Origin of the sequence: Kribbella steppae, assembly GCF_004342025.1 — a bacterium.
Lineage (GTDB): Bacteria > Actinomycetota > Actinomycetes > Propionibacteriales > Kribbellaceae > Kribbella > Kribbella steppae.
Genome location: NZ_SLWN01000012.1, coordinates 31,380 through 56,009 on the forward strand (window position 1 = coordinate 31,380; position 24,630 = coordinate 56,009).

Consider the following 24,630-nt stretch of genomic DNA (forward strand, 5'->3'; position numbering starts at 1 on the left):
GGGATGGGCGATCAGGAGACCAACACTGGTACGGCGCCGCCGCCGGTCGAGGAGGCTCTGGAGGAAGCGCGCGAGCAGGCCGCCGAGATGGAGGACAGGTGGCGGCGCACGGCAGCGGAGCTGGACAACTTCCGGAAGCGGGTCGCGCGGGAGTCCGACCAGCAGCGGGAGACCGAGCGTGCCCTGGTCGCCGCCAGTTGGCTGCCGGTCGTCGACAACCTGGAGCTGGCGCTGGAGCACGCCGACGCCGAGTACGACGCGATCGTCGAAGGTATCCAGGCTGTGCGGGACCAGGCGCTCGGAGTACTGGCCGGACTCGGCTACCCGCGGTTCGACGACAGCGGGAAACCCTTCGACCCGGCGCTGCACGAAGCGGTCGGCACGACGCCCACCCCTGACGTACCGGCCGGCACGATCGTCCACGTCGTCCGGCCCCGGTACGGCGACGGGACGCGGGTGCTTCGTCCGGCTGCCGTGGTAGTCGCCGCGCAGGAGAGCTGATGCCTGCCAAGGATTTCTACGACATCCTTGGGGTCTCCCGCGGCGCGAGCGCCGACGAGATCCAGAGCGCTTACCGTCGGCTGGCTCGCCAGTACCACCCGGACGTGAACAAGGACCCTGACGCCGAGGAACGGTTCAAGCAGGTCTCCGAGGCCTACGACGTACTGTCCGATCCACAGCAGCGCAAGCGGTACGACGCGTTCGGCGAGGACTTCCGCCGGGTGCCTCCGGACGTCGACCCCGACACGTACGCCCGTTCCCGCGCCGGTACCGGCCGGGCTGGGAGCGACGGCTGGGCCTGGGAGAGTACCTGGGATGCCGGAGGGACACAGTTCGATACCGAGGGCATCGATCTGGAGGACCTGCTCGGCGGGATGTTCGGCGGGCGAACCCGGCGCGGCTGGGGCCGGATCCCGGGCTCGGACCAGGAGGTCGAGCTGGAGCTGACCGTCGAGGAGGCCTACCGGGGTGGCAACCGGAAGCTGACCGTGCACGGTCCGACCGGTGCGGACCGGACCATCGACGTCAAGATCCCGGCAGGCGTGGTGAACGGTCAGCGGATCCGGCTGGGCGCGCAAGGCGGCCAGGGCACCGGTGGCGCGCCCGCCGGTGACCTGTATCTGGTGGTCCGAATCGCAGATCATCCGCGGTACAGAGTGTCTGGCCGTGACCTCACGGTCGATCTGCCGCTCGCCGCGTGGGAAGGCGCACTGGGGGCGTCGGTGCCGGTCGAGACCCCAGGTGGTGAGGCGACGGTGAAGGTGCCGAAGGGCAGCTCGACCGGACGCAGGCTGCGGCTCAAGGGCCGCGGTCTGCCGAACCCCCGCGGGACGCCGGGCGACCTGTACGCCGAGGTCAGGCTGATGGTGCCCGAGAGGCTGACCCGCGAGGAGGAGCGCCTGTTCGAGGAGCTGGCCGGTACGTCGAAGTTCGACCCGAGGAGGCGGTGATGACGTATCCGTTGACCAGGCCCACCCGCCTCGCGCTGGAGGACTTCGCCCGGCTGACCGGCGCACATCCCGAACTGCTGAAGCGGTTCGTCGCCCTCGGTTTGCTCGAGGCAACGACCGACAGCACCGGTGAGTTGTGGTTCAGGCCGCAGCAGCTGGCCCTGGTGGCCCGGATCCAGCGGTTGCGAGCCGGTTTTGCCCTGAACTATGCGGCGCTGGGGCTTGTGATGGACCTGCTGGACCGGATCGCCGTACTGGAGGCGGAGCGCAGGCGTTTCGCCAGAGGAGGAGCCAGGACATGGATATGAACCGGCTGACGCAGAAGTCGCAGGAGGCTCTGCACGACGCTCAGACGAAAGCCCTGCGGTTCGGGCACAGTCAGATCGACGGCGAGCATTTGCTGCTGGCGCTGCTGGAGCAACCAGACGGTCTGGCCCCGAGGCTGCTGGCCCAGGCCGGTGCGGATCCGGACGGGCTGCGGGACAACCTGGAAACGGAGCTGTCCCGGCGTCCCAAGGTCAGCGGTCCGGGCGCGGAGCCTGGCCAGGTGTTGATCACCCAGCGGTTGTCCCGGCTTCTTGACGCCGCGGACCGGGAGGCCAAGCGCCTCAAGGACGAGTACGTCTCGATCGAGCATCTGGTGATCGCGTTGCTGGATGAGGGCCGGCAGAGCACCTCCGGGCGGCTGCTCGCCGAGCAGGGGTTGACCCGCGACGGCTTCCTCTCGGCGCTGACCGCCGTCCGGGGGAACCAGCGGGTCACCTCGGCGATGCCGGAAGCGTCGTACGAGGCGTTGGAGAAATACGGCCGGGACCTGGTCAAGGATGCGTCGGAGGGCCGGCTGGATCCGGTCATCGGCCGGGACAACGAGATCCGCCGCGTTGTGCAGATTCTGTCCCGCAAGACCAAGAACAACCCGGTGCTGATCGGCGACCCGGGCGTCGGCAAGACCGCGATCGTCGAGGGTCTCGCGCAACGGATCGCCAACGGCGACGTACCGGAGGGGTTGCGGGACCGGACCGTGTTCGCGCTGGACATGGCTTCGCTGGTTGCCGGGGCCAAGTACCGCGGCGAGTTCGAGGAACGGTTCAAGGCCGTGCTCAACGAGGTGAAGGCGGCCGAGGGCCGGATCCTGTTGTTCGTCGACGAGTTGCACACTGTGGTGGGTGCGGGTGCGACCGAAGGCGCGATGGACGCGGGCAACATGCTGAAGCCGATGCTGGCCCGCGGTGAGCTGCACATGATCGGCGCCACCACGCTGGACGAGTATCGGATGCACGTCGAGAAGGACGCGGCTCTGGAACGGCGGTTCCAGCCGGTGGTCGTGGACGAGCCGACGGTCGAGGATGCGATCTCGATCCTGCGCGGATTGCGTGAGCGGCTCGAAGTCTTCCACGGCGTGAAGATCCAGGACGCGGCGATGGTCGCGGCCGTGGTGCTCAGCCACCGGTACATCTCCGACCGGTTCCTGCCGGACAAAGCGATAGATCTCGTGGATGAGGCATGCGCGATGCTGCGGACCGAGATCGACTCGATGCCGGCCGAGTTGGACGAGCTGACCCGGCGGGTGCGCCGGCTGGAGATCGAAGAGGCCGCGCTGGCCAAGGAGGAGGACGCCGCCAGCCGGCAGCGGCTGGACGAACTGCGCAAGGAACTGGCCGATCTACGGGCCGAGGCTGACGCGATGCACGCGCAGTGGGAGGCGGAACGGCAGGCGTTGCGCAAGGTCCAGACGCTGCGGCAGGAGATGGAGCAGGTCCGGCAGGAGGCAGAGCAGGCCGAGCGCGACTACGACCTGAACCGGGCAGCCGAACTGCGGCACGGCCGGCTACCGGAGCTCGAACGTCAGCTCGCGGCCGAGGAGGAACGACTGGCCAGCAAGCAGCACGATCACCGGCTGTTACGCGAGGTCGTGACCGAGGAAGAGATCGCCTCGATCGTGTCGCGGTGGACCGGCATCCCGGTCAGCCGTCTGCAGGAGGGCGAACGGGAGAAGCTGCTGCGGCTGGACGAGGTGCTGCACGAGCGGCTGGTCGGGCAGGACGAGGCGGTCCAGCTGGTGGCGGATGCGATCATCCGGGCCCGTTCGGGGATCAAGGACCCGCGCCGGCCGATCGGCTCGTTCATCTTCCTGGGCCCGACCGGGGTGGGGAAGACCGAGCTGGCCAAGACGCTCGCGGCGGCGCTGTTCGACACAGAGGAGAACATCGTCCGGATCGACATGAGTGAGTACCAGGAGCGGCACACGGTGAGCCGGCTGGTGGGGGCGCCACCCGGGTACGTCGGCTACGAGGAGGGCGGCCAGTTGACGGAGGCCGTCCGGCGCAAGCCGTACTCCGTAGTCCTGTTCGACGAGATCGAGAAGGCGCACCCGGACGTCTTCAACACGTTGCTGCAGATCCTCGACGACGGTCGGCTGACCGACGCCCAGGGTCGGACTGTGGACATGCGCAACACCGTGATCATCATGACGTCGAACATCGGGTCGGCGTACCTGCTGGACGGAGTGACCGCGGACGGGCAGGTCAAGGAGGACGCGCGGGACGCCGTGATGGACGAGCTGCGACGGCAGTTCCGGCCTGAGTTCCTCAACCGGGTGGACGAGATCGTGCTGTTCAAGCCGCTCACCATGGCCGAGATCGAGCGCATCGTGGACCTGATGTTCGACGACCTGCGGACCCGGCTGGCGGATCGCCGGATGACGCTCGAGGTCGCACCGGACGCGGCCCGGCACATCGCCGCGCAGGGCTTCGACCCGGTGTATGGCGCCCGCCCGCTGCGGCGGTTCATCGCGCGCGAGGTGGAGACCAGGATCGGTCGCGCCTTGCTGGGCGGCAATGTGCTGGACGGGGCGGTGATCCGGGTGACCGTCCAGGACGGCGACATCGCCGTCACGCACGAGAACCCCGTGGAGGTGGCGGCATGAAGGTCGTGACCTGTCCGAATTGTCAGCGCCGCAACCGGGTGCCCGCTGCGGCGGAAGGCACCCCCCGGTGCGGCAATTGCCAGAAGCCGCTGCCTTGGATCGTCGATGCCGGCGACAGCGATTTCGCCGAGGTCGTGGAGCAGGCAAGCGTGCCGGTGCTGGTCGACGTCTGGGCCCCATGGTGCGGACCGTGCCGGATGGTCAGTCCCGTGCTCGAACAACTCGCCACCGAGAAGGCTGGACAGATGAAACTGGTCAAGGTCAACGCCGACGAGGCGCCGGAGCTGTCCCAGCGCTTCGAGGTGAGGTCGATTCCGACCCTGCTGGTGCTGCGCCACGGGCAGGTTGTCGCGACGCAGATCGGTGCGGCGCAGGCAACGGTCCTGCGGCCCTGGCTCGAAGGAGCGCTGGCCAAGGAGGCAGCGTCGTGACCGGCATACCCGGATGCTCCGGATGAAGGAGACGCCAGACCTGTACGGGGCCTATCCCCGGCTGGACGAATACCAGCTGGCCGAGCTGACGCCTCTGGGTGAGCGCCGCACGACCAGTGCCGGTGAGGTGCTGCAGCAGGCGGGGGAGCCACCAGACGAGTTCATTGTCGTGCTCGACGGCACGGTTGCCATTGTGCAGGATCTGGGCCAGCCGGAACGTGTCATCGCCGTCCACGGTCCACGCCGCTTCCTCGGCGAGATCGGCATGCTGACCGGGCAGCCGATGTTCCTCACCGCGGTGGCGCAGGAGCCGGGCGAGGTGCTGGCCGTGCCACTCGACCGGCTGAGAGACCTGGTACCGCAGGATCCCCGGCTGGCCGACCTGATTCTGCGAGCGTTCCTGATCCGCCGGTCACTCCAGCTCACACTCGGCGCGGGCTTCGCGATCATCGGGTCACGGTTCTCCGCCGACACCCGCCGGTTGCGCGAGTTCGCGGCGCGCAACCGGCTGCCACATCAGTGGGTCGACCTGGAGACCGACGCGGAGGCCGAGCGCCTGCTTCGCGAACTCGGCATCAAACGGGACGAAACCCCAGTGGTGATCTGGCGGGGTGAGGTGCTGCGGAACCCGGACAACGAACGCTTGGCCGCCGCGGTGGGGCTCCGCCGTACGACGCCGGTGCAGTCGGTGTGCGACCTGATCGTTGTCGGCGCGGGTCCAGCCGGTCTCGCGGCAGCGGTGTACGGCGCGTCAGAAGGTCTCGCGACCGTGGTCCTGGATGCTGTGGCCACCGGAGGCCAGGCGGGCACTGCGTCGAGGATCGAGAACTACCTTGGCTTCCCGGCGGGCATCAGCGGCGCCGAACTGGCCGACCGCGCTGAGATCCAGGCCAGACGCTTCGGCGCCGAAATCACCGTGCCCGCCACCGCCATCGCCCTGGAGGAGCGGGATGGGCACCACGTAGTACTGCTGGAGAACGAAGCACGCATGAGCAGCCGGGCCGTACTGATCGCCTCCGGTGTTCGCTACCGAAAACTTGACCTGCCCGGACTGGACGCCGTCACTTCGACCAGCGTGTACTACGCGGCGACCGAGCTGGAGGCGAACCTGTGCCGGAACGACCCGGTGGTGATCGTCGGTGGCGGCAACTCCGCCGGACAAGCCGCCGTTTTCCTCGCCCAGCACGCGGCCGACGTGGTGCTTGTGGTCCGGAGCAACGAACTCGGGCAGGACATGTCCCGCTATCTGGCCGACCGGATTGAGCAGACCGAGGGGGTCGATGTGCTGGTACACAGTGAACTGCGCGAGGCCCGCGGTGAACGGGCGCTGCAGGAGGTCGTGGTGGAGGACTTGAAGACGGGGGAGCGTCACGTCGAACCCGCGAAGGCCTTGTTCGTCTTCATCGGCGGCCTCCCGCACGTCCGCTGGCTGAGCGACCAGATCGACTTGGACGATCGGGGCTTCGTCCTCACGGGCAGCCAGCTGCCAGGCGAGCGGCAGCTGCTCGAGACCAGCAGGACGGGAGTCTTCGCCGCCGGCGACGTCCGCAGCGGGTCGGTGAAACGAGTGGCCGCCGCTGTGGGCGACGGCGCCCTCGCCATCCGCATGGTTCACGAGCACCTCGGCCGTTCTCGGTGAGGACTGCGATTCGTAACTGGTGGTAACAGCTCCTTGCGGCGTTCGCGCACGATGGTTCAGGCCACGAGCAGGCGGAGGCCGAGCTCTGCGGCGTCGAGGGCGACGAGTTCACCGTTGAGCTCGGCCCACCGGCCTGAGGAAAGGTCGTCGCGGAGGCTGTCTACTGCCCGCTGCTCGGCATCCGGCCCGACTCTGGTCCATACCGATACCGCACGACGTACATGTTCGTCCAGGTATGCCTCGGGCCGGCGCCAGTAGGCCTCGAAGAAGCCGTCAGCGCAGTCCCAGGGGATGAGCACCGGCTCCATGCGGGCGCCGATCGCGTGGGTCAGCTGGTCCACCGAGGGTCGGCCGGCGACGAGGCCGGCGACCTCAGGCAGGTAGTCGCGGGTGAGCCAGAAGCGGTGACGCCAGCCGGGGTCACTGGCGTCGTGCGTGAACACCACCACGCGACGCGCCACGCGCCGCATCTCGCGCAGCCCGGCGATCGGGTCGTACCAGTGATGAACGGTGCTGACGGCCATCGCGGCGTCGAAGGACTGGTCCTCGAACGGCAGGCTCTCCGCACTGGCGTCCACGCAACGCGCCGCGCCCGCGGGACGCTGTGCCCGCATGACTGCCGACGGTTCCACCGCAGTCACGTCGCGGTCGGGGGGCTCGTAGGAGCCGGCGCCTGCCCCGACATTCAGTACCGTCTGCGCGTCCCCGAGCGCCTCCCAGATCCTCGCGGCGATCCGCGGCTCGGTGCGCCGTGTCGCTGGGTAAGCGGACCCGATGACTTCGTACAACTGGGCACCGACCATTTTCAGTTGTGCCTCTGGCGTCGTCCTGATCCCCAAGGCCCGCTCCCTGAGTTCTGTCTCTATGGCCGTCACCATGGCAGCAGCGCTGTCGCGCTGTTCCAGCAGCAGCCCGTGCTGCCGGTGCAGGTGCGCGACGGCGTCGGTGCCCGGGTCGTCAACCAGATCCGCTACCTCGCGCAATCCGAACCCCAGCCGGCGGTAAACGAGCACCTCCCGCAGTCGCTCCACGTCGCCTGCCGAGTAGGCGCGGTAGCCGGCCGTGGTCCGCGCGGACGGCTGCACGAGGCCGATCTCGTCATAGTGATGCAGCGTGCGGACGCTCACGCCGGCCAACTCGGCCACACGTCCCACGGTCAGGTGCTCCTCCATGCCACGGACTATGCGGCATGACGCCACGTGAGGGTCAAGCGCTTTGTGCTAGATGCAACGGTGTCTGATGCCGGAACGGGTCGTAGCTGCTGTGGTTGCTCGCACAGCGGCGCGACAGGCCCGGCGGTTTGCGCTTCAGGCTGGCTTCGGCGTACGACGTCGGCCGTAGCCGGAGCCTTGGCGGATGTGTGCGGCCGGATGCGCAACCTGGGGCCGACTGAACCTCCATCGGGTTGAGCCGAACGGCTGTGCATCGATGCCGGCGGCTCGTCGGTGCGTCGGCAGGAGCCTGGTGTGCCGACGGTCAGCGGTGCCGGTCGAGGAATGTGGTGAGTTCCGCGAGGTACTGCGGGCGGTTGTCGCGGCGGACCGAATGGCCGGCATTGGCGATGTGTACCGCCCGGAACTCGCCGCCCGCCGCTCGGGCGCAGCGCTCCGCGTACTCGGTGGAGATCAGCGAGCCGCGCTCAGTGTCCCCGTGGATCAGCAGTACCGGGCACGCTACCGCGGCCAGCGAGTCGGTCAGCGGGGCCGCTTCCTGAAATGGCAGATCGAACAGACGCGGGTTGAGTTGCGCCTTCGACTCGGCCCAGGGCTCGAGCTCGTCATCGGGCCAGTCGGGATCCTCGGATCGGCCCCGCGCGATCCGTGACGGCAGATCGAGTGCTCGGAGGTCCGCGAGCCAACTCGGCTCGGACCACGATTCATCCTGTTGGCCGGCAGGCGGCCGTCCAGTCGGCGGGTCCTCCAGCACAACCGCACGGACCAGGTCCGGCCTCGACGCGGCCAGGTAGGCGGCCGACATCGCGCCCATCGAGTGGCCGACCACGACCACTCCGCCGTCACGGGACTGGCTCGACAGGACGAGGGCGGCATCGTCGCGGTGTGCGGCATAGCCGAAAGATTCCTCTGGAAGCCCGGACTCGCCGTGCCCGCGCGCATCGATCGCGAGCGCCCGAATCCCAGACGTCGCGCGGAGCAGTGGCTCCCAGCACTGCGCAGAGTCGGAGAAACCGTGCAAGAAGGCGACCTCGGCCGCCGCCTCATCGGTCCGGTACCACGCCAGATGGGCCGTCCTGCCTCGCACGCCGAACATGGTTGTGGACAATAGCGCAGACACGAAACCCAGCGCCTGGTGATCGCCTGAGCCATCTCCGGCATGCGCATCAGGAGGTGTCTTCTGCAGGTCTTGGGATTGTGGCTTGCGAGTGTCAGGAGAGGCTGACGACTACCTTGCCGAGGGCCCGGCCCTCGCCGACGTGGGCGAGCGCGGCGGGTACCTCGTCGAGGTTGAAGGTGCGGTCGATGTGGATTCTGACATCCCCGGTCGCGCAGAGGCCGGCAAGCGGCTCGAAGTGAGTCGGCCCCTCCTTGACGGCCAGGATCCCGATGGTGCGTCCGGTGAAGCGGCCGACCATCCAACCGGCTGTGAGCACGCGCAGCAGTGTCGGCACCGACCCACCCACACACCGGTACCTCCCACCGGGCGCCAACGCACGCCGGTAGGCGAACACCGACCGGTGTGCGACCAGGTCCAGGATCAGGTCGTACGGACGGGAGGTCTTGGTGAAGTCGTCTCGGCGGTAGTCGATCACGTCGTTTGCGCCGACCGTCTGCATGAAGTCGAGTTTGGCGCTGTTGTCGACACCGGTGACATGAGCGCCAAGCCGTTTGGCGAGCTGGATCGCGAAGCACCCCGACCCTCCGCCGGCACCATTGATCAGGATTCGGCGCTCCGCCGCGGCCCACTTCGTGCCCTGGACCGCGATCGCTCCCGCCTGCGGGATGGTCGACGCCTCCGCGAAGCTGAGCTGAGCCGGCTTGTGAGCGAGCGTGGATTCCGGAGCGATCGCGTATTCCGCGAATCCACCCTTCAGCAAGAGGTTGTCGCCGTACACCTCGTCGCCCGGTCGGAATCTGGTCACTCCCTCGCCCACCTCGTCGACCAGGCCGGCGATATCCGATCCGAGCGTGCGGCGCGACGGGGAACGCAGGCCACCGGTCCGCGCGTATGCGGGCGATCCGCGCAGGCACTCCCAGTCGCTGAGGTTGACCGAGGTCGCGACGATCCTGACTCGCACCTGACCCGCGGCGGGGGAGGGCATCGGGACGTTCTCGACCCGCAGCAGGTCGGGGCCGCCGTACCGGTCGTAGACGACCGCCTTCACACCTGCCTCGCGGCCAACATGGTCACGACCGCAACGTAGCAACTCGGAACGGTCGACCACCAGAGAGCTGCACAGCGGAACCGGAACTACACCGCGCACTATCGAGGCGGCGGTTGCGAAGGAGGAAGTTTCGCAGCGGCTGGAGGTTCCCGAAGTCGTCATGGCTGAAATGGCGGGCTGTGGGGGTGTGAGGTGGCGTGAAGTAGTGCGACGTGGTCACCCTTGACCCTTGCTGGGCGGCGGAGGAGGCTGGCGATGGACGTGGAGACGGCGAAGGAGATGGCGTGATGGCGAAGGTGCTGATTGTCACTGGTGACGCCGCGGAGGATCTGGAGGTGTTCTACCCCTATCAGCGGCTGCTCGAGGAAGGGTACGACGTACACGTGGCCGCCCCGACGGTGAAGAAGCTGCAATTCGTGGTGCACGACTTCGTGGACGGGTTCGACACGTACACCGAGAAGCCAGGGCACACCTGGCAGGCCGACGTCGCGTTCGCCGACGTGGATCCGTCCGATTACGTGGCCCTGGTGATTCCTGGTGGGCGGGCGCCGGAGTACATCCGCAACGATGCCGACTGCCAACGCATCGTTCAGCACTTCTACGGCGAAGCGAAACCCGTGGCCCAGCTCTGTCACGGCCCGCTCATCGCTGCGGCGGCCGGTGTCCTGAACGGGCGCAAGACCTCGGCCTACCCGGCCCTGGCGCCTGACATCCGGGCCGGGGGAGCGGAGTGGGTCGACGGCGAGGCGGTCGTCGACGGGAACGTGGTGTCCGGGCGGGCCTGGCCGGACCACCCAGCCTGGATGCGCGCCTTCATGACAATCCTCAAGGAGCAGGCACCGGCCTAGCTCCGCGCCTCGCTGCAACGCTGCCGCGCCGGACTACTGCTCGCGGCCGAGGTCGTGCGCAGCGAGATCACCAGCATTGAGCTGCATGGGGTCGCGGGGGCAGGTTACGAGCGGCGCTCGATGAGCTTTGCGTGCAGGAGGGTTCCGACGAGTTCGATGCGGAGACGGGGATCGGCAGGGGAGTTCTTGGAGCGGAGCTTGACCTTGGAGTAGGTGAGGTGGAGTCCGTCGGTGTCGATCACGATGCCCGGCGAGCTGACGAAGAACAGCTTGCCGTGCACCATGTCCGTCTCGATCCGGAGGACGTCCGAGGTGATCACGGCGTCGGTGAAGTCGAACGTGACTCGGCACAACTGCGTGCGAAGCTCGATGCGCGCAGGTACCGACCAGCGCCCTTCCCGTACGTACTTGCCGCCGTGTTGCTCAACCACGAGTACGTCTTTGGTTTTGGCTGCGAGCGCGTTCGGCAGGTCGGCGGTGAGTTCGGCCAACTCGCCGAGCGTCCGGGCTGAAAGCGCGCTCTCCAGGCGCAGGTCGAGTTCCTCGGCAGTGAGTCTGCCGTCACCGCCGGCGACCCGCAGCGCATCCACGACGCGGTCGCGATCCTCGTGTGATGCCCGCAGGTCGGGCAGGTCATTCGACACAGCAGCCACGCTAGCAGGACCGAGGCGCCTGCCTGCGGGGGAGATCGCACCGCGTGCTGTTGCCCGACAACCGTTCAGCGAGCGCCCGGGGCGGCACCGGCGTGCCGTGTCAGGGGTGGTGTCAGGGCGGTGGCTGCTCGGCGTCAGGACGGTTGGCGATCGTCGTCCCCATGAACAACTCTCGAAATGGCGTTACAGCAGGGACGAATACAACGAGCGGTGCAGCCGTGCACGGACACGTTGAGGACGGCTGGGGCAAGGTCGCGGATGCGTTCCGCGCGAACTTCGAGGGAAACCCCGGCGAGGCGGGCGCGTCGTGTTGCGTCTACGTCGGGGGTCGCCCGGTCGTCGACCTGTGGGGCGGCTTCGCGGACAGCGAGGCCAAGCGGCCGTGGAACAAGGACACCATCGCCCAGGTCGCCTCCACGACGAAGGGTGCCACCGCGATCTGCGCGCACATGCTGGCGCAGCGCGGTGAGCTGGACCTGGACGCCCCGGTGGCCAAGTACTGGCCGGAGTTCGGTGCAGGAGGCAAGGACCAGATCCCGGTGCGCTGGCTGCTGTCGCACCAGGTCGGTCTGCCGGTCATCGATGGACCGTTGACGCTCGAGGAGGCGTACGCCTGGGACCCGGTGATCCGGGCGCTTGAGGCGCAGAAGCCGTTGTGGCAGCCGGGCACGGAGCACGTCTACCACGCCATGACCTTCGGCTACTTGGTCGGTGAGGTCGTGCGCCGGATCTCGGGGAAGTCGCTCGGCACGTTCTTCGCCGACGAGGTGGCAGGTCCGCTCGGTCTGCAGGCCTGGATCGGGTTGCCCGAGGAGCAGGAGGAGAAGGTGGCCCGGATCGAGTACGCCGCTCCGTTCACCCTGGAGGAGATGACCGAAGGGATCCTCGAGACCACCGGGCTGGACGCGGACACGGTCAACGCGTGGATGACCTCGGTGTGGGGCGAGGGCTCTGTCCAGGCGAGCGCCGGCGTGCTCGGCGGCGCCTTCGACCCGACCTCGGACTACTTCACCAAGCGTGCCTGGCGCGCGGCCGAGGTGCCGGCCGCGAACATGGTCGCCGACGCGCGTTCGGTGGCCCGGATGTACGCCGCCACGGTGAGCGACGTCGACGGCGTCCGGCTGCTGGATCCGGCCACGGTCGAGCGGGCGATCGAGGTCCAGACCGACAAGACGCGGATGCACGGGCTGCCGCCGGGTCTGGACCTCCCGGCTGACCGCTCCTTCTACATGTCGCTCGGGTTCTGGCGGTCCTGCCCGCCCCAGCCGATGCTCGGGCCGAAGTCGTTCGGCCACCCGGGCTCCGGTGGATCGATCGGCTTCGCGGACCCCGACGCCGGTGTCGGCTTCGGCTACGTGATGAACCTCTGGTCGTTCCGGGTCGGCGAACCGCGGGCGTCGAGCCTGGCCGACGCGGTCAGGGCCTGCCTCGGCTGAGGGAGCGACCGTGGGAGGTGCGCAACGCACCTCCCACGTTCACTGCAGGGGGCGCTCTTCGGACCGTCAGCGCACGACCGCTACCGGACAGGGCGCGTTGTGCACCAGCGACCGGCTCGTCGAGCCGAGCAGTAGTCCGCGGAACGCGCCTCGCCCGCGCGATCCGACGGCCAGAAGCTCGGCCGTCCGGCCGGCATCGACGAGTACTTCGTCGGCGTGTCCGCGGACCAGTTCCTGCTTGACGAGCACGTCCGGGTACGTCTCGGAGTGACCCGCGATCGACTCCGCAAGGACAGCGGCGGCCTCTTGTTCCAGTGAATCGAGGTCGTAGACGAGTGGGAGCATGTCGCCTGGACCGGTGCGAACTGGATCGTGCCAGGCCAGTACGGCGGTGAGTGTGGTGTTCCGGGCCTGCGCCTGCGCGAAGGCGAAGTCGATCGCTGCCGACGACGTGGGGGAGCCGTCGACCCCGACGACGATTCCGTCCGCTCTCTCGGACTTCCAGCGGGGCGGGATGACAACGACCGGGCAAGGCGCCTGGGTCGCCACATGGGCGGAAACCGAGCCGGCAGCCAGATCACGGAACTCACCCAGCCCACGCGAACCGACCACCGTCAGCAGTGCATCGGTTGCCTCCTGCAACAAAGCTGGCGCGACGCCGCCGAACTCCAGCACCACTTCGATGTCCAGGCCGGGATGGTCTGCACGGATCTGCGCACACGTCTGGTCGAGCAACCGTTCGGCCTGTAGGCGCAGCGATTCGGTTTGCTCGGATATGCCCATCGACCCGGACACCGGGATCGCGAGCACGTGGACGAGGCGGACCTTCGCGTGCCGGCGGCCGGCTTCTGTGGCTGCCCAGTGGGCGGCCGTCTCGCTGGCCGGCGAACCGTCGTACCCGACGACGATGATCGGGGTTCCTGAGTTGGTCATGACGAGGTCTCCTGCAGCGGCCAGTGCCAGTCACGGACCTCCGGCAGGTCGTCGCCGTGCTCGAGGATGTAGGCGTGGTGGCGGGTTCGCTGGTCGACGAGCCACTGCCGGGCCTGCACCGCGCGCTGGCCCAGGCCAGGAACTCGATCGATCACATCGATCGCGAGGTGGAACCGGTCGAGATCGTTGCGGACGACCATGTCGAAGGGTGTGGTCGTCGTGCCCTCCTCCTTGTAACCGCGGACGTGCAGGTTGTCGTGGTTGTGTCGCCGGTAGGTCAGCCGGTGGATCAGCCACGGATAGCCGTGGTAGGCGAAGATGATCGGCTTGTCGGTGGTGAAGATGGCGTCGAACTCGGCGTCGGGCAGGCCGTGCGGGTGCTCCGAAGCCGGCTGCAGCCGCATCAGGTCGACCACGTTGACCACTCGGATCTTCAACCCGGGCACGTGCTCCCGCAGCAGACTGACCGCGGCAAGTGTCTCCAGCGTCGGTACGTCGCCAGCGCAGGCCATCACCACGTCGGGATCGCCCCCGTCGTTGCTCGCCCAGTCCCAGACCCCGAGTCCGCGGGCGCAGTGCAACTCGGCCGCCTCGAGATCCAGCCAGTCCTCCTGCGGGCTCTTTCCGGCCACGATCACGTTGATGTAGTCGTGGCTGGCCAGGCAGTGCGCCGCGGTGGAGAGCAAGGTGTTGGTGTCCGGCGGGAGATACACCCGGATCACCTCCGCCTTCTTGTTGACCACGTGGTCGATGAAGCCTGGGTCCTGATGCGAGAAGCCGTTGTGGTCCTGCCGCCAAACGTGCGATGTGAGCAGGTAGTTCAGGGAGGAGATCGGCCGACGCCAGGGCAGTTGACGGGTGACCTTCAGCCACTTGGCGTGCTGGTTGACCATCGAGTCGACCAGGTGCACGAAGGCTTCGTAACACGAGAACCATCCGTGCCGACCGGTCAGCAGGTATCCCTCGAGCCAGCCCTGGCAGGTGTGCTCGCTCAAGATCTCCATCACTCGGCCGTCCACCGCGAGGTGTTCGTCGGTCGGCAAAACCTCCGCGTTCCACGCCTTGTTCGTCACGTCGTACAGCGCGTCCAGCCGGTTGGAGGCGGTTTCGTCAGGTCCGAAGACCCGGAAGTTCCGCTCATGCTCGTTGGCCTGCATCACGTCGCGCAGGAAGGTTCCGAGCACCCTCGTCGGCTCGTGCTTGACGCTGCCGGGATGCGGTACATCGACGGCGTACTCCGAAAGGTCGGGGAGCTCCAGCCCGCGGGACAGAATCCCGCCGTTCGCATGCGGATTGGACCCCATCCGCCGGTGGCCGTCCGGAACCTGGTCCAGCAGTTGCCGAACCGGCCGCCCGGTCTCGTCGAACAGCTCCTCCGGTCGGTAGCTGCGCAGCCATTCCTCCAACAGCGCGAGGTGCTCCGGTGACGTTCGTACGCCGGACAGCGGGACCTGATGGGCTCGCCAGGTCCCCTCGATCAGGACGCCGTCGACCTCTCGCGGCCCGGTCCACCCCTTCGGCGTACGAAGGACGATCATCGGCCATGAACGACGCGGCGCGGACGGATCGGCCTTTGCCTCGGACTGGATGTCGGCGATCTCGTCGAGGACGTGGTCGATGGTGGCGGCGAGGCTCTGGTGGACGAGTTGGGGATCGTCGCCGTCCACCAGATAGGGCCGGTAGCCGTAGCCCTCCAGGAGACTAGTGAGCTCGTCGTCGCCGATCCGCGCCAGGATCGTCGGGTTGGCGATCTTGTAGCCATTCAGGTGCAGGATCGGCAGGACCGCGCCGTCGGTCCGTGGATCGATGAATTTGTTGGAGTGCCACGACGCCGCGAGCGGGCCGGTCTCGGCCTCGCCGTCGCCGACGACACAGGCGACCACCAGATCCGGGTTGTCCAGTACGGCGCCGTACGCGTGGCTGAGCGAGTAGCCGAGTTCACCGCCCTCGTGGATCGAGCCGGGCAGTTCAGGAGCCACGTGGCTCGGGATGCCACCGGGGAACGAGAACTGGCGGAACAGATGGTTCATGCCGTGCTCGTCTCGCGGTACGTCCGGGTAGGTGTCGCTGTAGCTGCCTTCCAGCCACGTGTTCGCGGCGATCGCTGGGCCGCCATGGCCGGGTCCGATCACGTACATCATGTTCAGGTCCCGCTGCTTGATCGCGCGGTTGAGGTGCACGTACAGCATGTTCAGCCCAGGCGTGGTGCCCCAGTGGCCCAGCAGCCTCGGCTTGACGTGCTCGGCCTGCAGCGGTTCGGTCAGTAGGGCGTTGCGCAGCAGATAGATCTGGCCGACCGACAAATAGTTGGCGGCCCGCCAGTAGGCATCCAGCGCCTGTACCTCGTCGTCCGTCAGTGGCTTGTCGCTGACCTGCCGCATCTGCGCTCCTCGGGTCGTCACGTGTGCTTCAACACTGCGGCCCGCGACGCCGAAGCAACCAGGGCCGAAGGTCCGTTGAACCAGGGCCAGTAGGTAACCGGCGAGAGCGTGGAGTTGAGTGGAAGGGGTGTGTCATGACACCTGTACGGATGTGGATCGGACTGGTTCTCGTCGCTCTCGGGCGAACGAGCCCGGCGAGGCCACCCGCCGGAAGGCTGCGGTGGCTTGAGGCGATCAGGATCGGCGGGTCGATGCGAGTAGCGCAAGGTCCTTTCCGATGACACCGTCGACGTCGAGGTGGCGTGCGTGGTGGAGCGCTTCCTTGGTGTCCACGGGCCAGGTGAAGACGGCGTCGGCTCCTCTGCGGAGCTCGGTGACCAGCTCTGGGGTGAGCAACCGGCGGTGCACGCAGACGCCGTACGACGGCCGGTTGCGGAGACGTCTCCGCAACCGATGCAAGCCGCGCCGGCTGCCGGCTGACAGCACGAGGCGTACCTGTGGATGCTCGCGGAAGGTGTCGAGCATCCACCAATGTTGTGTGCATAAGGTGATTGGGGCGTCCGGCAGCGCCGCAGCGAGCCTCTTCGCCAATCGTGGATGCACGCCTTTCAGGTCGAGTAGCAGGCGGGAGTCACCGTCCAGTGCCGCGAGCAGGTCGGCCAGCTCGAGCAGTGGCGTGTCGCGCCGGCGGACGAACTCGCCGTGATCCCAGAGCCACCACGGTCCGAGCGACTTGAGATGCCGCACCTCCAGGCGCCCTCGGAAGGCGTGGATGTCGGCCTCGACCAGGTCCGCGCCCGTGTCCAACGCTGCGCGCAACGTGGCCAGGTCGTTTCCGGCACGATGCGCGACGACGAGCCGAGGGCTCACGTCGTACCGGGATGTGGCTCGGTGAACCAGCCGCGCCAGCGCAGGAGCATGCAGCCGCCGCCCAGCAGGAGTGCCGGGATCCAGTAGAGCAACGCCGTCAGCGCAACCGCGCCGAATGCGGCGGTCCACGAGACACCGATCGACGCCAGACCCGCGACGAGAGCGCCTTCACGCGGGCTCGCGCCGTGCACGCCGGGAAGGACGCCGGCGAGCTGACTGGCTCCGAACACGGCGACGAGCTGCATCGCCGACACTGAATCGCCGACAGCGTGGATCGCTCCGATCAGCAGTCCGAGGATCGTGATCTGGTAACCGACCGACAGCATCACACCGAGCAGGAACACCTTCGGTGACGGCCACGGCCAGCGACGAGCCAGGCTGGGCCGCCGTCGGTTCACCACCAGGGCTGCCACGAGCACGACGGCCGCCGCGCCGAGGGCGACCGCGAGCACGACCGGAGGCATCGTCACCCCGCAGACCGCGACCGCGGCAATCAGTCCGACCGCGCCGACGAAACGGTCGAGCGCGACCTCCGAGACCGCAGCCGTCCGTCGTGCGCCGATGCGCTCCAGCCGATGGATCCGCCACAGGTCCGCGCCGGCGTGCCACGGGGAGATGATGCCGAGGATCTCACTCTCCGCGTACGCCCGCAGATGCCAGCGCCGTGTGCGGCCGCTGCCGGACAGCGCGTGCCAGCGCAGTGGGCACAGCACGTACTTTCCGATCGCGAACGGCAGCAGACCCACGAGGGCAGGCAGGACAGCCGTGTGTGGAACGCGGTCCACGTTCCACAGTGAGAGGCCGATGGCGGCCAGCAACGCGGTGATGCGGGTGACGCGGTGGGTGACAATCGCGTGGACGATCCGCCAGATCTGTGCGATGCGCACATGACCCAGTTGCACGGAGGGCTCCTTCCGGCGCCCGGGACTGCGGAGAGTGAGGGGGTCGCTCCAGCCAGCCGGGTACCTGACGCGTCAGACAATAGCTACGGTTACCAACTCCCGCATCCTGACGTGGACGCGTGGGCAGACCACAGCCAGAGCGAGGTGGATGTGGTGCTGCCTCGTCAGGTTGTACCAATTCGCCTGGTTGGTGCCGGGCGCGCCGAGGGCACGGGCTGAGGACTTCGGGCCAGCTGACGCCGGGCATACCGATCGGCCAGGCGGGTTGCGGCCAGCAAGGCGAGCAGGGCGATGGTGCCGCCGGCCAAGGCGTCGAAGAGGTAGTGGTTCGCGGTGAGCACGATCGAGGCGAGCATCACCGGCGGCATCAGCCAGCCGAAGAGCCGGCCCAGCCAGTGGCCGGCCAAGCTCGCCCAGGCGATTCCCATCAGCAGGTTCCAGCCGAAGTGCAGGCTGGGTACGGCGGCGTACTGGTTGACGAACTGGGGCGGTTGCAGCACCCGGTACGCCGAGGTCTGCTCGGTGACCGTGTCGACGAAGCCGTACCCGGTCAGGAACCGTGGCGGCGCCACCGGGAACACCGCGAAGATGACCAGTCCGACCGCGCCGGAGATCAGCATCGCGTTGCGGAACCGCGAGTACTCGTCGCGGTGCCGCAGCAGGAGCCACAGCAGGGTGGCGGCGAGTACCGGCCAGTGACCGTAGATGTACACGTAGCTGACCGCTTCGAGGAGCCAGCCGTGGCCGGTGACGGCATCCTGCAGCTCGGGCTCGGCGAAGACGCCGGCGGAGCGCTCGAGGTCGACCACCCGCTCGGCGTTGCGGTACGCGAGGTCGATCCTTGTCCCGATCAGACCGCGGACGCCGAAATAGAGGCAGATCGCGGTGAGGATGAGCGCGACCTCCCACGCGACCCGCCGACGGTGTGCTCCGACCAACCTCGCTGACATAGCTCACCCCTACCGACCAGGGTGCCCGATCACCACCAGCGGGCACAGGGACCTTCGGGTCACTCGCCCGGAGGCGTTGTGCCCGGTGCCGGCCGCGTCATCGTGGATCAGCCTCCGATCGTGGCTGCGGGGATGACGGCCACCGGGCAGTCGGCGTGGTGGAGGACGGTCTGGCTGACCGATCCGAGCAACATGCCGCTGAAGCCGCCCCGCCCGCGCGCCCCGAGCACGATCAGGCGTGCGTCGGCGGACAAGCGGAGCAGGTGCTCGGCGGGATGACCGGTGATCTGGACGAGTTCGGCGCCCTGGCCGTGGTCGCGGTCGTGCACCGCGGCCTGTAGCTCCTCAGGTGTGATCCGGTGGAGGTCGGTGTGCGGTGGCTGGGCAGCGACCACCCGGACGTTGAGATCGTGCCGGTCGGCGTAGTCCAGGCCGAACTCGAGCGCAACCTGGCTTGCGGACGAACCGTCGTACCCGATCACCACACGACTGCCGGACTCGCCACCGAGATCGGGGCGCACCACGACGATCGGGCACCGGGCGTTGGCCGCCAGCTCCAGTCCGGTCGAGCCGATCAGCGCGCCCAGCATCACACCGAGGCCGCGGCTGCCGATCACCACCAGGTCCGCGTCCGCCGACGCCTTGATCAGAGCGGCCGACGGAGAACCGTCCTCGAGCCGGCCGTCGACAGCCACGTCGGGATCGAGTTCGCGGGCGAGCGCGACGGCGGCGCCGACGATCTGGTCAGCGGCCGCGCGGTGCTCGGACGTCTTCTCGGTCTGCCCGGGGCGCAGCGGTGTGACTGCCTGGATCAGGTGCAGTTCGGCTCCGCGGGATGCAGCTTCAGCCGTCGCCCATCGGACCGCGGCCTCGGCGGCCGGCGAGCCGTCGACACCGGCCACTACTGGTCTGGGTCTCATTGCCGTCTCCTCCCCGTAGCCCACACCTTCACGATGCACCGGTGCCCACCTACACGGGCAGGGGCAAAGGTCCCGCGACCTGAGGACAGTCCCAGTGTCTGGAGACCTTGGACCCTGGTCCGGTGGCACACGAGTGGCGACCTTGGAGATGACAAGGGGAGACGAGGCGCCATGACTACCGAACGCACGACCGCGAGCAATTCGACTCACGTGGGCGGCCCCCCGTCGGGTGTGCGCCGCACTGCCGTGACGCTGTGGTCCACCGTCGCGCTTGCTCTGGGCATCGTGATGGCGTCGGCCTACGGTTTGCTGGCCGCCGAGCCGTACCGCGATCTTCCGGCCGCGACCGTCCTGGGCGCGCAGGCCCAGGACGTCTGCAGCATCCTGGTCGCCGGCGTCCTGGTCTTCCTGGTCCGTCGGCCCCAAGTCTCTCCGCGAGGCCATCTCGCCCGGCTCGGCCTCCTGGCGTACGTCGTGTACAGCTACGCGATCTACCTGACCGGCGTCCCGATGAACCGCGTCTTCCTTGTGTACGTGGTGATCGAGTCGCTCGCCGGCGCGGCTCTGCTCAACGGGCTACTTCGTCTGCGTGGTTCGGCGTGGCAACGGCCCGGCTCGCGGCGCCTCGAGCGTGGGACCGGCTGGATGCTGCTCGTCGTAGCGGTCCTGTTCGCGCTGCTCTGGCTCTCGACGCTTGTTCCGTACGCCGCTGGCGGACCTGTCCCCGACCCGGAGGGAGTCGGCGGCACGCCGTACCCGGTGTTCGTGCTCGATCTGGTCGTCGTACTTCCGTGCATCGCTGCCGTGGGCGTGATGCTGCTGCGCGGCCGCCCCGTCGGCGGTCCATTGGCGGTGGTGGCGCTGATCAAGATTGTCACGTTGTTCACGGCGCTCTGGGCAGGAGTCGCGGCAGTTCTGGTCACCGGCGAGACGTTGCACCTCGGTCCCGACGCTGGTCCGTCGGCAGCGTTGCTCGTGGCAAGCGTTTGGCTGACGGTGCGATGGCTTCGCGCTCTACGTGCCGATGAGCACACCTTCCTCCGACCGAGCCTGTGGGACGACGCGTCCCCATCCGACCACCCGACGCGAGGTGTGCAATGACCGAGATCGCGACGCGAGACCGAATACCTGTGGGCCAGGACCGGCAGTGTGCTGCTGTGCATCGTGCTTCATGCCAGCTTCACGCCCGCCCAGGACAATCTCATCCTGATGGCGCACGACCGGGCCTACACGTCCGCCTTGGACCGCCCCGACTGGGTCATCCTGGCTGTCTATGTGGTCGCGGCGGCGGTCCTCGTAGCGGTCACCAAAGGCCGCCTGGGCGTACGGCGGAGGTAACGTCCAGGCGGCCGTCGGGATTCAGGCAACGATCGGGGCGGGCGTGGCCCGGTGTTGGGTACGACTTACTGTGATGGCGATCAGTGATCCGCCGATCATGAGGAGGAGCAGGCCGACGCCGATCAGGGCGTAGGAGGCGTCGTCGAGCCAGGGGATGGTTGCTGCGACGGCGAGGTCGGTCTGTACTGGCCGGGTGCCGTCCGCGTTCATCACCACGACGGTCCAGGAGCCGGACCGCGGCTGCCAGTCAAGTGTCTGCTGACCAGCTCCGGCAGTCTTCGCCACCCAGAACGACTCGTCGCCCGGTGGGATCGATGGTGCCTGTCCGGCCCGCTGTTCGTTCGCCGTCACGTTCTGGTCCAGCCGATGGATCACGGTGTGCTCGATCGGCGCCAGGTACGTCGTTGCGCGGCCGGCCGGTGCGATTCCGATGAACACGGGCGCCGACGTGGCGCTGACCGCAGTGATCCGGACGTCGCCGAGCATGCGGTCCATCACCCAGTCCGGGCCCTCGAAGTGCATGGCGCCCGCCTCTGTGGTGATGGCATACCCCGGGCTGGAGAACCGGTTGAGGTCGGTGCCGATGTAACCATTGGAGTCGCGGGCGGTCTGGTCCGCCCACAGCCCGACGGCGCCGGTGGGCACCATGCCCATACCGGCCAAGACCAGCACAGATCCCGCGACAACGCTGATCGCGCGCCCGGGAGTCCAGCGGTGCGCCGGTTGGTCGGCGTACTGGGCATGAGTCGTCGGCTGACCGCCGCCAGACTGGGCAGGGACCGACTGGGTGACTGGATGAGTCTGCGGGCTGTCCTCGACGGCATGCGATGCGGTTCCGCTGCCTGCGTCGAGGCGGAACGGCGGGTATTCGTCCGTCATCAGCAGGACGTAGCCCGCGACCCGGTAGACCCAGCGGTTGAAGCCGATGATCAGGTCGAACAGATCGCGCGGATACCGGCCGGTGAAGAGCAGGACCACTGCCGAGATCAGTACCAGGATCCCGATCAGGCCACCGCCTTCAGCCGAGATGGCGGTATCAGCGACCCGATAGGACAGGTACGGACCGCCGCCGAGCAGAATCGCAATGACCACCAGGTGCGGGAAGGCCAGCAGCCACTTCACCAGTACGAGTCCGTGGGACAGCCGTGGCGGGTAGTCGACCGAGAGCCGGGCCGGATAGTCAGGTACGTCGGCCAGCGTGAACGGCGGGTAGCGATCGGTGCCGAGCGCGCTGTAGGCGTAGAAGCCGACTCGCCAGCTCCACCGCAGAACTCCGGTGGTGAAGTCGAAAATCGACCGTGGATACCTGCCGGTGAACAGGATCGCGAAGAACGCGATCACGCTGAGCACCAGGCAGGCGAGCCAGAGGAAGGCCAGGACGACGTAGTGGGGAATGGCGAGCAGCCATTTCACCAGCCACAGACCGCGGCTGACGGACGGATCGAGGTTGCCCTCGAGCCGGATCGGATAGTGCTTCATGATTCCTCCTTGGTGCGGTCCTTCAGTCCGCAGACGCAGGTGCCGTGGTGTGGCACACGTAGCGCTCGACCAGCTGGTACGGCCCGCCGCTGACGGAGGCCTCGTTGCGCCACGTCATCGTGGCGTCGTCGACGAGCTGCCAGCGCAGGCGGATCCGAATCGGCTTGCGGTCGATCGTCTGGAAGGTGAGCAGATCACCGTCGATCCAGCCACGCATGATCTCGGTGTGCCCGTAGTTGTCGGCGATGGTGGCGCGGTACTCCTTGGCCTGCGGGTCCCAACCGGCCACCCAGTGCAGCTGCCAGCGGAGCACGAAGGTGCCGTCGGCAAGGAACTGGTCCTGCCAATAGTCCCCGACGATCCACAGACCGTCCTGGATCACGCGGTGTGCGGCCCCGCCGGTCGCAGTCATCGGGGGACTGTCGGGGCCGAGCGCGCCAGCCTCGATCGTGCCGGTCCAGGTGACGTCGCGGTGGAAGCGGGCGAGGGCGCGCATCTCCGCGCCTGCCTGGAGTGGCATCGAGATCGTGCCGGGCCGGATGGTCATCACATACTCCTCATTGGTGATGTGGTGCGGAGAAGCCGGCTCACCTGCCGTGGCTGGTGGCGATGTCGCGGCCGTCGAGGGCCGGCAGGGCGATGGCGACCAGGACGGCGGCGCCGCCGAGGAGCCAGAGGTAGGCAGCCGGCAGTCCGGCGCCGAGAGGTCCATCGGTGAAGGCCTGGTGGAACGGTGAGAGCGGCGCCCAGTCGGCGGGTCCGGATCGCGAGCTCCATCTGGTCGCCTCCTTCCACTCCACTTCTGACGCTAGGAAGGGAAGGCGGATCTGGTCAGGGTCCAAGGTCCACACCACCCGGTCCGTAGGCCCCTTCGTGGTCCCGGGAGGCTGCCAGAGTGCGCGACCGGGGCGGAAGACCCGGGAACAGGCGACCAAGGTCCCGCCCGAAGGTGTGTTTGGGCCCTGCCAACCGAGCGTCGGGTCGGCAATCGTCGAGCTGAGACGTTCGACCTTGGAGGACGATCGACCATGAAGGCGCTTGTTTACAACGGTCCCGGGCAGCGCAGCTGGCGGGACATGCCGGATCCGGTGATCGAGGATCCCGAGGACGCGATCGTGCGGGTCGACGCAGTGACCATCTGCGGGACGGACCTGCACATCCTGAAGGGTGACGTACCGTCCGTGCAGGAAGGCAGGATCCTCGGCCACGAGGCGGTCGGCACGATCACCGCCGCCGGCGCGGGTGTCAGGGGAGTGGCGGTCGGCGACCGTGTCCTGATCTCGTGTATCACGTCGTGTGGCCGGTGCGAGTACTGCCGGCAGGGCCGGTACGGACAGTGCCTCGGTGGAGGCGGCTGGATTCTCGGCCACCTCATCGACGGGACGCAGGCTGAGCAGGTCAGAGTGCCGTTCGCCGACCGGTCGGTGTACAAGCTGCCCGACAACGTCGGTGACGAGTCGGCGCTGCTGCTGGCCGACATCCTGCCGACGGCCTACGAGGTCGGTACGCTCAACGGCCGGGTGCGGCCGGGAGACACCGTCGTCATCGTCGGCGCCGGACCTATCGGCCTGGCCGCGATCACCACCAGCAAGCTGTTCAGCCCGTCCTACATCATCGTGGTGGATATGGCGGAACCGCGTCGCAAGGCCGCGCTCGACCTCGGCGCCGACCTGGCCATCGGACCCGACGAGAACGTGGCCGCCGCCGTACGCGAGATGAGCAACGGACTGGGCGCCGATGTGGCGATCGAAGCCGTCGGCATTCCCGCTACCTTCGAGCTCTGCACCGAGGTCATCCGTCCCGGCGGCACGGTGGCGAACGTCGGCGTGCACGGCGCACCTGCGACGCTGCACCTGGAAGACCTGTGGATCAAGGACGTGACAATCACGACCGGGCTGGTCGACACCGCGACGACGCCGCGGCTCCTGTCGATGCTGGCTGCGGGCCGGTTGGCGATGCCAGGACTGATCACCCACCGCTTCGGACTGGACGAGATGCAGGACGCGTACGACGTCTTCAGTCGGGCGGGCGAGACCGGTGCGCTGAAGATTGCCTTGTTCACCGAGCAGGGCATGGAGCCGGAGACGCACGCGACCTGACAACGGCGGGCCTGGCCCGGCGGGGCCAGGCTCA

At 68.1% G+C, this 24,630-nt stretch carries 24 protein-coding genes; 11 read left to right on the forward strand and 13 right to left on the reverse strand.

From position 1 onward, the window contains the following. Positions 1 to 3 precede the first annotated feature (3 nt). From EV652_RS30960 to EV652_RS30985, 6 genes are read left to right on the forward strand one after another with little or no spacing between them, the layout of a single operon-like run. Complete coding sequence (locus EV652_RS30960) at positions 4 to 501, forward strand: nucleotide exchange factor GrpE (RefSeq protein WP_132212820.1); 498 nt, start codon at positions 4 to 6, stop codon at positions 499 to 501. Beyond that, entirely contained in the window at positions 501 to 1,451 is a 951-nt protein-coding gene (locus EV652_RS30965; protein ID WP_132212821.1) for a DnaJ C-terminal domain-containing protein, read from the forward strand. The genes EV652_RS30960 and EV652_RS30965 overlap by 1 nt, the downstream gene beginning before the upstream one ends. Beyond that, positions 1,451 to 1,759 (forward strand): chaperone modulator CbpM, encoded by a 309-nt coding sequence (locus tag EV652_RS30970; RefSeq protein ID WP_132212822.1) that lies wholly within the window; start codon positions 1,451 to 1,453, stop codon positions 1,757 to 1,759. Before EV652_RS30965 ends, EV652_RS30970 begins: the two co-directional genes overlap by 1 nt. Next, positions 1,750 to 4,377 (forward strand): ATP-dependent chaperone ClpB, encoded by a 2,628-nt coding sequence (gene clpB, locus EV652_RS30975; protein ID WP_132212823.1) that lies wholly within the window; start codon positions 1,750 to 1,752, stop codon positions 4,375 to 4,377. The genes EV652_RS30970 and clpB overlap by 10 nt, the downstream gene beginning before the upstream one ends. Next, complete coding sequence (gene trxA, locus EV652_RS30980) at positions 4,374 to 4,808, forward strand: thioredoxin (protein WP_132212824.1); 435 nt, start codon at positions 4,374 to 4,376, stop codon at positions 4,806 to 4,808. Before clpB ends, trxA begins: the two co-directional genes overlap by 4 nt. 22 nt (positions 4,809 to 4,830) lie before the next feature. Next, on the forward strand, positions 4,831 to 6,447 hold the full coding sequence (locus EV652_RS30985; protein ID WP_242002117.1) for an FAD-dependent oxidoreductase: 1,617 nt from the start codon (positions 4,831 to 4,833) through the stop codon (positions 6,445 to 6,447). Positions 6,448 to 6,503: 56 nt separating this feature from the next. On the opposite strand, the gene EV652_RS30990 is transcribed toward EV652_RS30985, so the two are convergent. The 3 genes from EV652_RS30990 to EV652_RS31000 form a co-directional block, all read right to left on the reverse strand. Further along, on the reverse strand, positions 6,504 to 7,619 hold the full coding sequence (locus tag EV652_RS30990; protein WP_132212826.1) for a MerR family transcriptional regulator: 1,116 nt from the start codon (positions 7,617 to 7,619) through the stop codon (positions 6,504 to 6,506). 304 nt (positions 7,620 to 7,923) lie between these two features. Then, positions 7,924 to 8,715, reverse strand: a complete 792-nt coding sequence (locus EV652_RS30995) for an alpha/beta fold hydrolase (RefSeq protein WP_132212827.1) — start codon at positions 8,713 to 8,715, stop codon at positions 7,924 to 7,926. Between the two features lie 115 nt (positions 8,716 to 8,830). Then, positions 8,831 to 9,787: an NAD(P)-dependent alcohol dehydrogenase gene (locus EV652_RS31000; protein WP_132212828.1), complete on the reverse strand. Its 957-nt coding sequence runs from the start codon at positions 9,785 to 9,787 to the stop codon at positions 8,831 to 8,833. 287 nt (positions 9,788 to 10,074) lie between these two features. On the opposite strand from EV652_RS31000, the gene EV652_RS31005 reads away from it, so the two are divergent. Beyond that, a complete protein-coding gene (locus tag EV652_RS31005) occupies positions 10,075 to 10,635 on the forward strand; it encodes a DJ-1/PfpI family protein (RefSeq protein WP_132212829.1) in 561 nt (186 codons plus the stop codon). Between the two features lie 104 nt (positions 10,636 to 10,739). Here EV652_RS31005 and EV652_RS31010 read toward each other — a convergent pair whose 3' ends face one another. Beyond that, positions 10,740 to 11,279 carry a DUF1707 SHOCT-like domain-containing protein gene (locus tag EV652_RS31010; protein ID WP_242002118.1) on the reverse strand — a complete coding sequence of 180 codons (540 nt, stop codon included), beginning with the start codon at positions 11,277 to 11,279 and terminating at the stop codon, positions 10,740 to 10,742. 227 nt (positions 11,280 to 11,506) lie between these two features. Between EV652_RS31010 and EV652_RS31015 the strand changes: the two genes are divergently transcribed. After that, complete coding sequence (locus EV652_RS31015; protein ID WP_242002119.1) at positions 11,507 to 12,724, forward strand: serine hydrolase domain-containing protein; 1,218 nt, start codon at positions 11,507 to 11,509, stop codon at positions 12,722 to 12,724. A 66-nt stretch (positions 12,725 to 12,790) separates the two neighbouring features. On the opposite strand, the gene EV652_RS31020 is transcribed toward EV652_RS31015, so the two are convergent. The 6 genes from EV652_RS31020 to EV652_RS44190 all read right to left on the reverse strand — a co-directional run bounded on the left by EV652_RS31020 (position 12,791) and on the right by EV652_RS44190 (position 19,680). Continuing rightward, positions 12,791 to 13,657, reverse strand: coding sequence for a universal stress protein (locus EV652_RS31020; RefSeq protein WP_132212832.1), 867 nt, complete (start codon positions 13,655 to 13,657; stop codon positions 12,791 to 12,793). Beyond that, entirely contained in the window at positions 13,654 to 16,038 is a 2,385-nt protein-coding gene (locus tag EV652_RS31025; RefSeq protein WP_132212833.1) for a phosphoketolase family protein, read from the reverse strand. The genes EV652_RS31020 and EV652_RS31025 overlap by 4 nt, the downstream gene beginning before the upstream one ends. A gap of 234 nt (positions 16,039 to 16,272) precedes the next feature. After that, complete coding sequence (locus tag EV652_RS31030; protein ID WP_132212834.1) at positions 16,273 to 16,908, reverse strand: PI-PLC domain-containing protein; 636 nt, start codon at positions 16,906 to 16,908, stop codon at positions 16,273 to 16,275. Next, positions 16,905 to 17,810 (reverse strand): lysylphosphatidylglycerol synthase domain-containing protein, encoded by a 906-nt coding sequence (locus EV652_RS31035; RefSeq protein ID WP_132212835.1) that lies wholly within the window; start codon positions 17,808 to 17,810, stop codon positions 16,905 to 16,907. The genes EV652_RS31030 and EV652_RS31035 overlap by 4 nt, the downstream gene beginning before the upstream one ends. Before the next feature lie 164 nt (positions 17,811 to 17,974). Then, entirely contained in the window at positions 17,975 to 18,760 is a 786-nt protein-coding gene (locus EV652_RS31040; protein WP_132212836.1) for a phosphatase PAP2 family protein, read from the reverse strand. 107 nt (positions 18,761 to 18,867) lie between these two features. Further along, positions 18,868 to 19,680 carry a universal stress protein gene (locus tag EV652_RS44190; protein WP_158441290.1) on the reverse strand — a complete coding sequence of 271 codons (813 nt, stop codon included), beginning with the start codon at positions 19,678 to 19,680 and terminating at the stop codon, positions 18,868 to 18,870. A gap of 171 nt (positions 19,681 to 19,851) precedes the next feature. Between EV652_RS44190 and EV652_RS31050 the strand changes: the two genes are divergently transcribed. Together EV652_RS31050 and EV652_RS31055 are read left to right on the forward strand one after the other, a co-directional pair. Then, a complete protein-coding gene (locus EV652_RS31050; protein ID WP_158441292.1) occupies positions 19,852 to 20,781 on the forward strand; it encodes a hypothetical protein in 930 nt (309 codons plus the stop codon). Between the two features lie 48 nt (positions 20,782 to 20,829). After that, on the forward strand, positions 20,830 to 21,018 hold the full coding sequence (locus EV652_RS31055; protein ID WP_132212839.1) for a hypothetical protein: 189 nt from the start codon (positions 20,830 to 20,832) through the stop codon (positions 21,016 to 21,018). A 21-nt stretch (positions 21,019 to 21,039) separates the two neighbouring features. Here the strand turns inward: EV652_RS31055 and EV652_RS31060 are convergent, their stop codons facing one another. From EV652_RS31060 to EV652_RS44195, 3 genes are read right to left on the reverse strand one after another with little or no spacing between them, the layout of a single operon-like run. Continuing rightward, the gene (locus EV652_RS31060) at positions 21,040 to 22,497 is read right to left on the reverse strand and encodes a DUF4389 domain-containing protein (RefSeq protein WP_132212840.1); all 1,458 of its coding nucleotides are present in this window, start codon (positions 22,495 to 22,497) and stop codon (positions 21,040 to 21,042) included. A gap of 22 nt (positions 22,498 to 22,519) precedes the next feature. Then, positions 22,520 to 23,044 (reverse strand): DUF1579 family protein, encoded by a 525-nt coding sequence (locus EV652_RS31065; protein WP_158441294.1) that lies wholly within the window; start codon positions 23,042 to 23,044, stop codon positions 22,520 to 22,522. Between the two features lie 40 nt (positions 23,045 to 23,084). Beyond that, a complete protein-coding gene (locus EV652_RS44195; RefSeq protein ID WP_158441296.1) occupies positions 23,085 to 23,297 on the reverse strand; it encodes a hypothetical protein in 213 nt (70 codons plus the stop codon). Positions 23,298 to 23,525: 228 nt separating this feature from the next. Between EV652_RS44195 and EV652_RS31070 the strand changes: the two genes are divergently transcribed. Next, positions 23,526 to 24,596 carry a zinc-dependent alcohol dehydrogenase family protein gene (locus tag EV652_RS31070; RefSeq protein ID WP_132212842.1) on the forward strand — a complete coding sequence of 357 codons (1,071 nt, stop codon included), beginning with the start codon at positions 23,526 to 23,528 and terminating at the stop codon, positions 24,594 to 24,596. The last annotated feature ends 34 nt before the right edge of the window (positions 24,597 to 24,630 follow it).

Excerpts from the sequence above, each read along its gene's own strand:
- EV652_RS30960 (WP_132212820.1), top strand. The coding sequence starts at position 4 with ATGGGCGATCAGGAGACCAACACTGGTACGGCGCCGCCGCCGGTCGAG.
- EV652_RS30965 (WP_132212821.1), top strand. The coding sequence starts at position 501 with ATGCCTGCCAAGGATTTCTACGACATCCTTGGGGTCTCCCGCGGCGCG.
- EV652_RS30970 (WP_132212822.1), top strand. The coding sequence starts at position 1,451 with ATGACGTATCCGTTGACCAGGCCCACCCGCCTCGCGCTGGAGGACTTC.
- clpB (WP_132212823.1), top strand. The coding sequence starts at position 1,750 with ATGGATATGAACCGGCTGACGCAGAAGTCGCAGGAGGCTCTGCACGAC.
- trxA (WP_132212824.1), top strand. The coding sequence starts at position 4,374 with ATGAAGGTCGTGACCTGTCCGAATTGTCAGCGCCGCAACCGGGTGCCC.
- EV652_RS30985 (WP_242002117.1), top strand. The coding sequence starts at position 4,831 with ATGAAGGAGACGCCAGACCTGTACGGGGCCTATCCCCGGCTGGACGAA.
- EV652_RS30990 (WP_132212826.1), bottom strand. The coding sequence starts at position 7,619 with ATGGAGGAGCACCTGACCGTGGGACGTGTGGCCGAGTTGGCCGGCGTG.
- EV652_RS30995 (WP_132212827.1), bottom strand. The coding sequence starts at position 8,715 with ATGTTCGGCGTGCGAGGCAGGACGGCCCATCTGGCGTGGTACCGGACC.
- EV652_RS31005 (WP_132212829.1), top strand. The coding sequence starts at position 10,075 with ATGGCGAAGGTGCTGATTGTCACTGGTGACGCCGCGGAGGATCTGGAG.
- EV652_RS31020 (WP_132212832.1), bottom strand. The coding sequence starts at position 13,657 with ATGACCAACTCAGGAACCCCGATCATCGTCGTCGGGTACGACGGTTCG.
- EV652_RS31025 (WP_132212833.1), bottom strand. The coding sequence starts at position 16,038 with ATGCGGCAGGTCAGCGACAAGCCACTGACGGACGACGAGGTACAGGCG.
- EV652_RS31040 (WP_132212836.1), bottom strand. The coding sequence starts at position 18,760 with ATGTCAGCGAGGTTGGTCGGAGCACACCGTCGGCGGGTCGCGTGGGAG.
- EV652_RS44190 (WP_158441290.1), bottom strand. The coding sequence starts at position 19,680 with ATGAGACCCAGACCAGTAGTGGCCGGTGTCGACGGCTCGCCGGCCGCC.
- EV652_RS31050 (WP_158441292.1), top strand. The coding sequence starts at position 19,852 with ATGACTACCGAACGCACGACCGCGAGCAATTCGACTCACGTGGGCGGC.
- EV652_RS31060 (WP_132212840.1), bottom strand. The coding sequence starts at position 22,497 with ATGAAGCACTATCCGATCCGGCTCGAGGGCAACCTCGATCCGTCCGTC.
- EV652_RS31065 (WP_158441294.1), bottom strand. The coding sequence starts at position 23,044 with ATGACCATCCGGCCCGGCACGATCTCGATGCCACTCCAGGCAGGCGCG.
- EV652_RS31070 (WP_132212842.1), top strand. The coding sequence starts at position 23,526 with ATGAAGGCGCTTGTTTACAACGGTCCCGGGCAGCGCAGCTGGCGGGAC.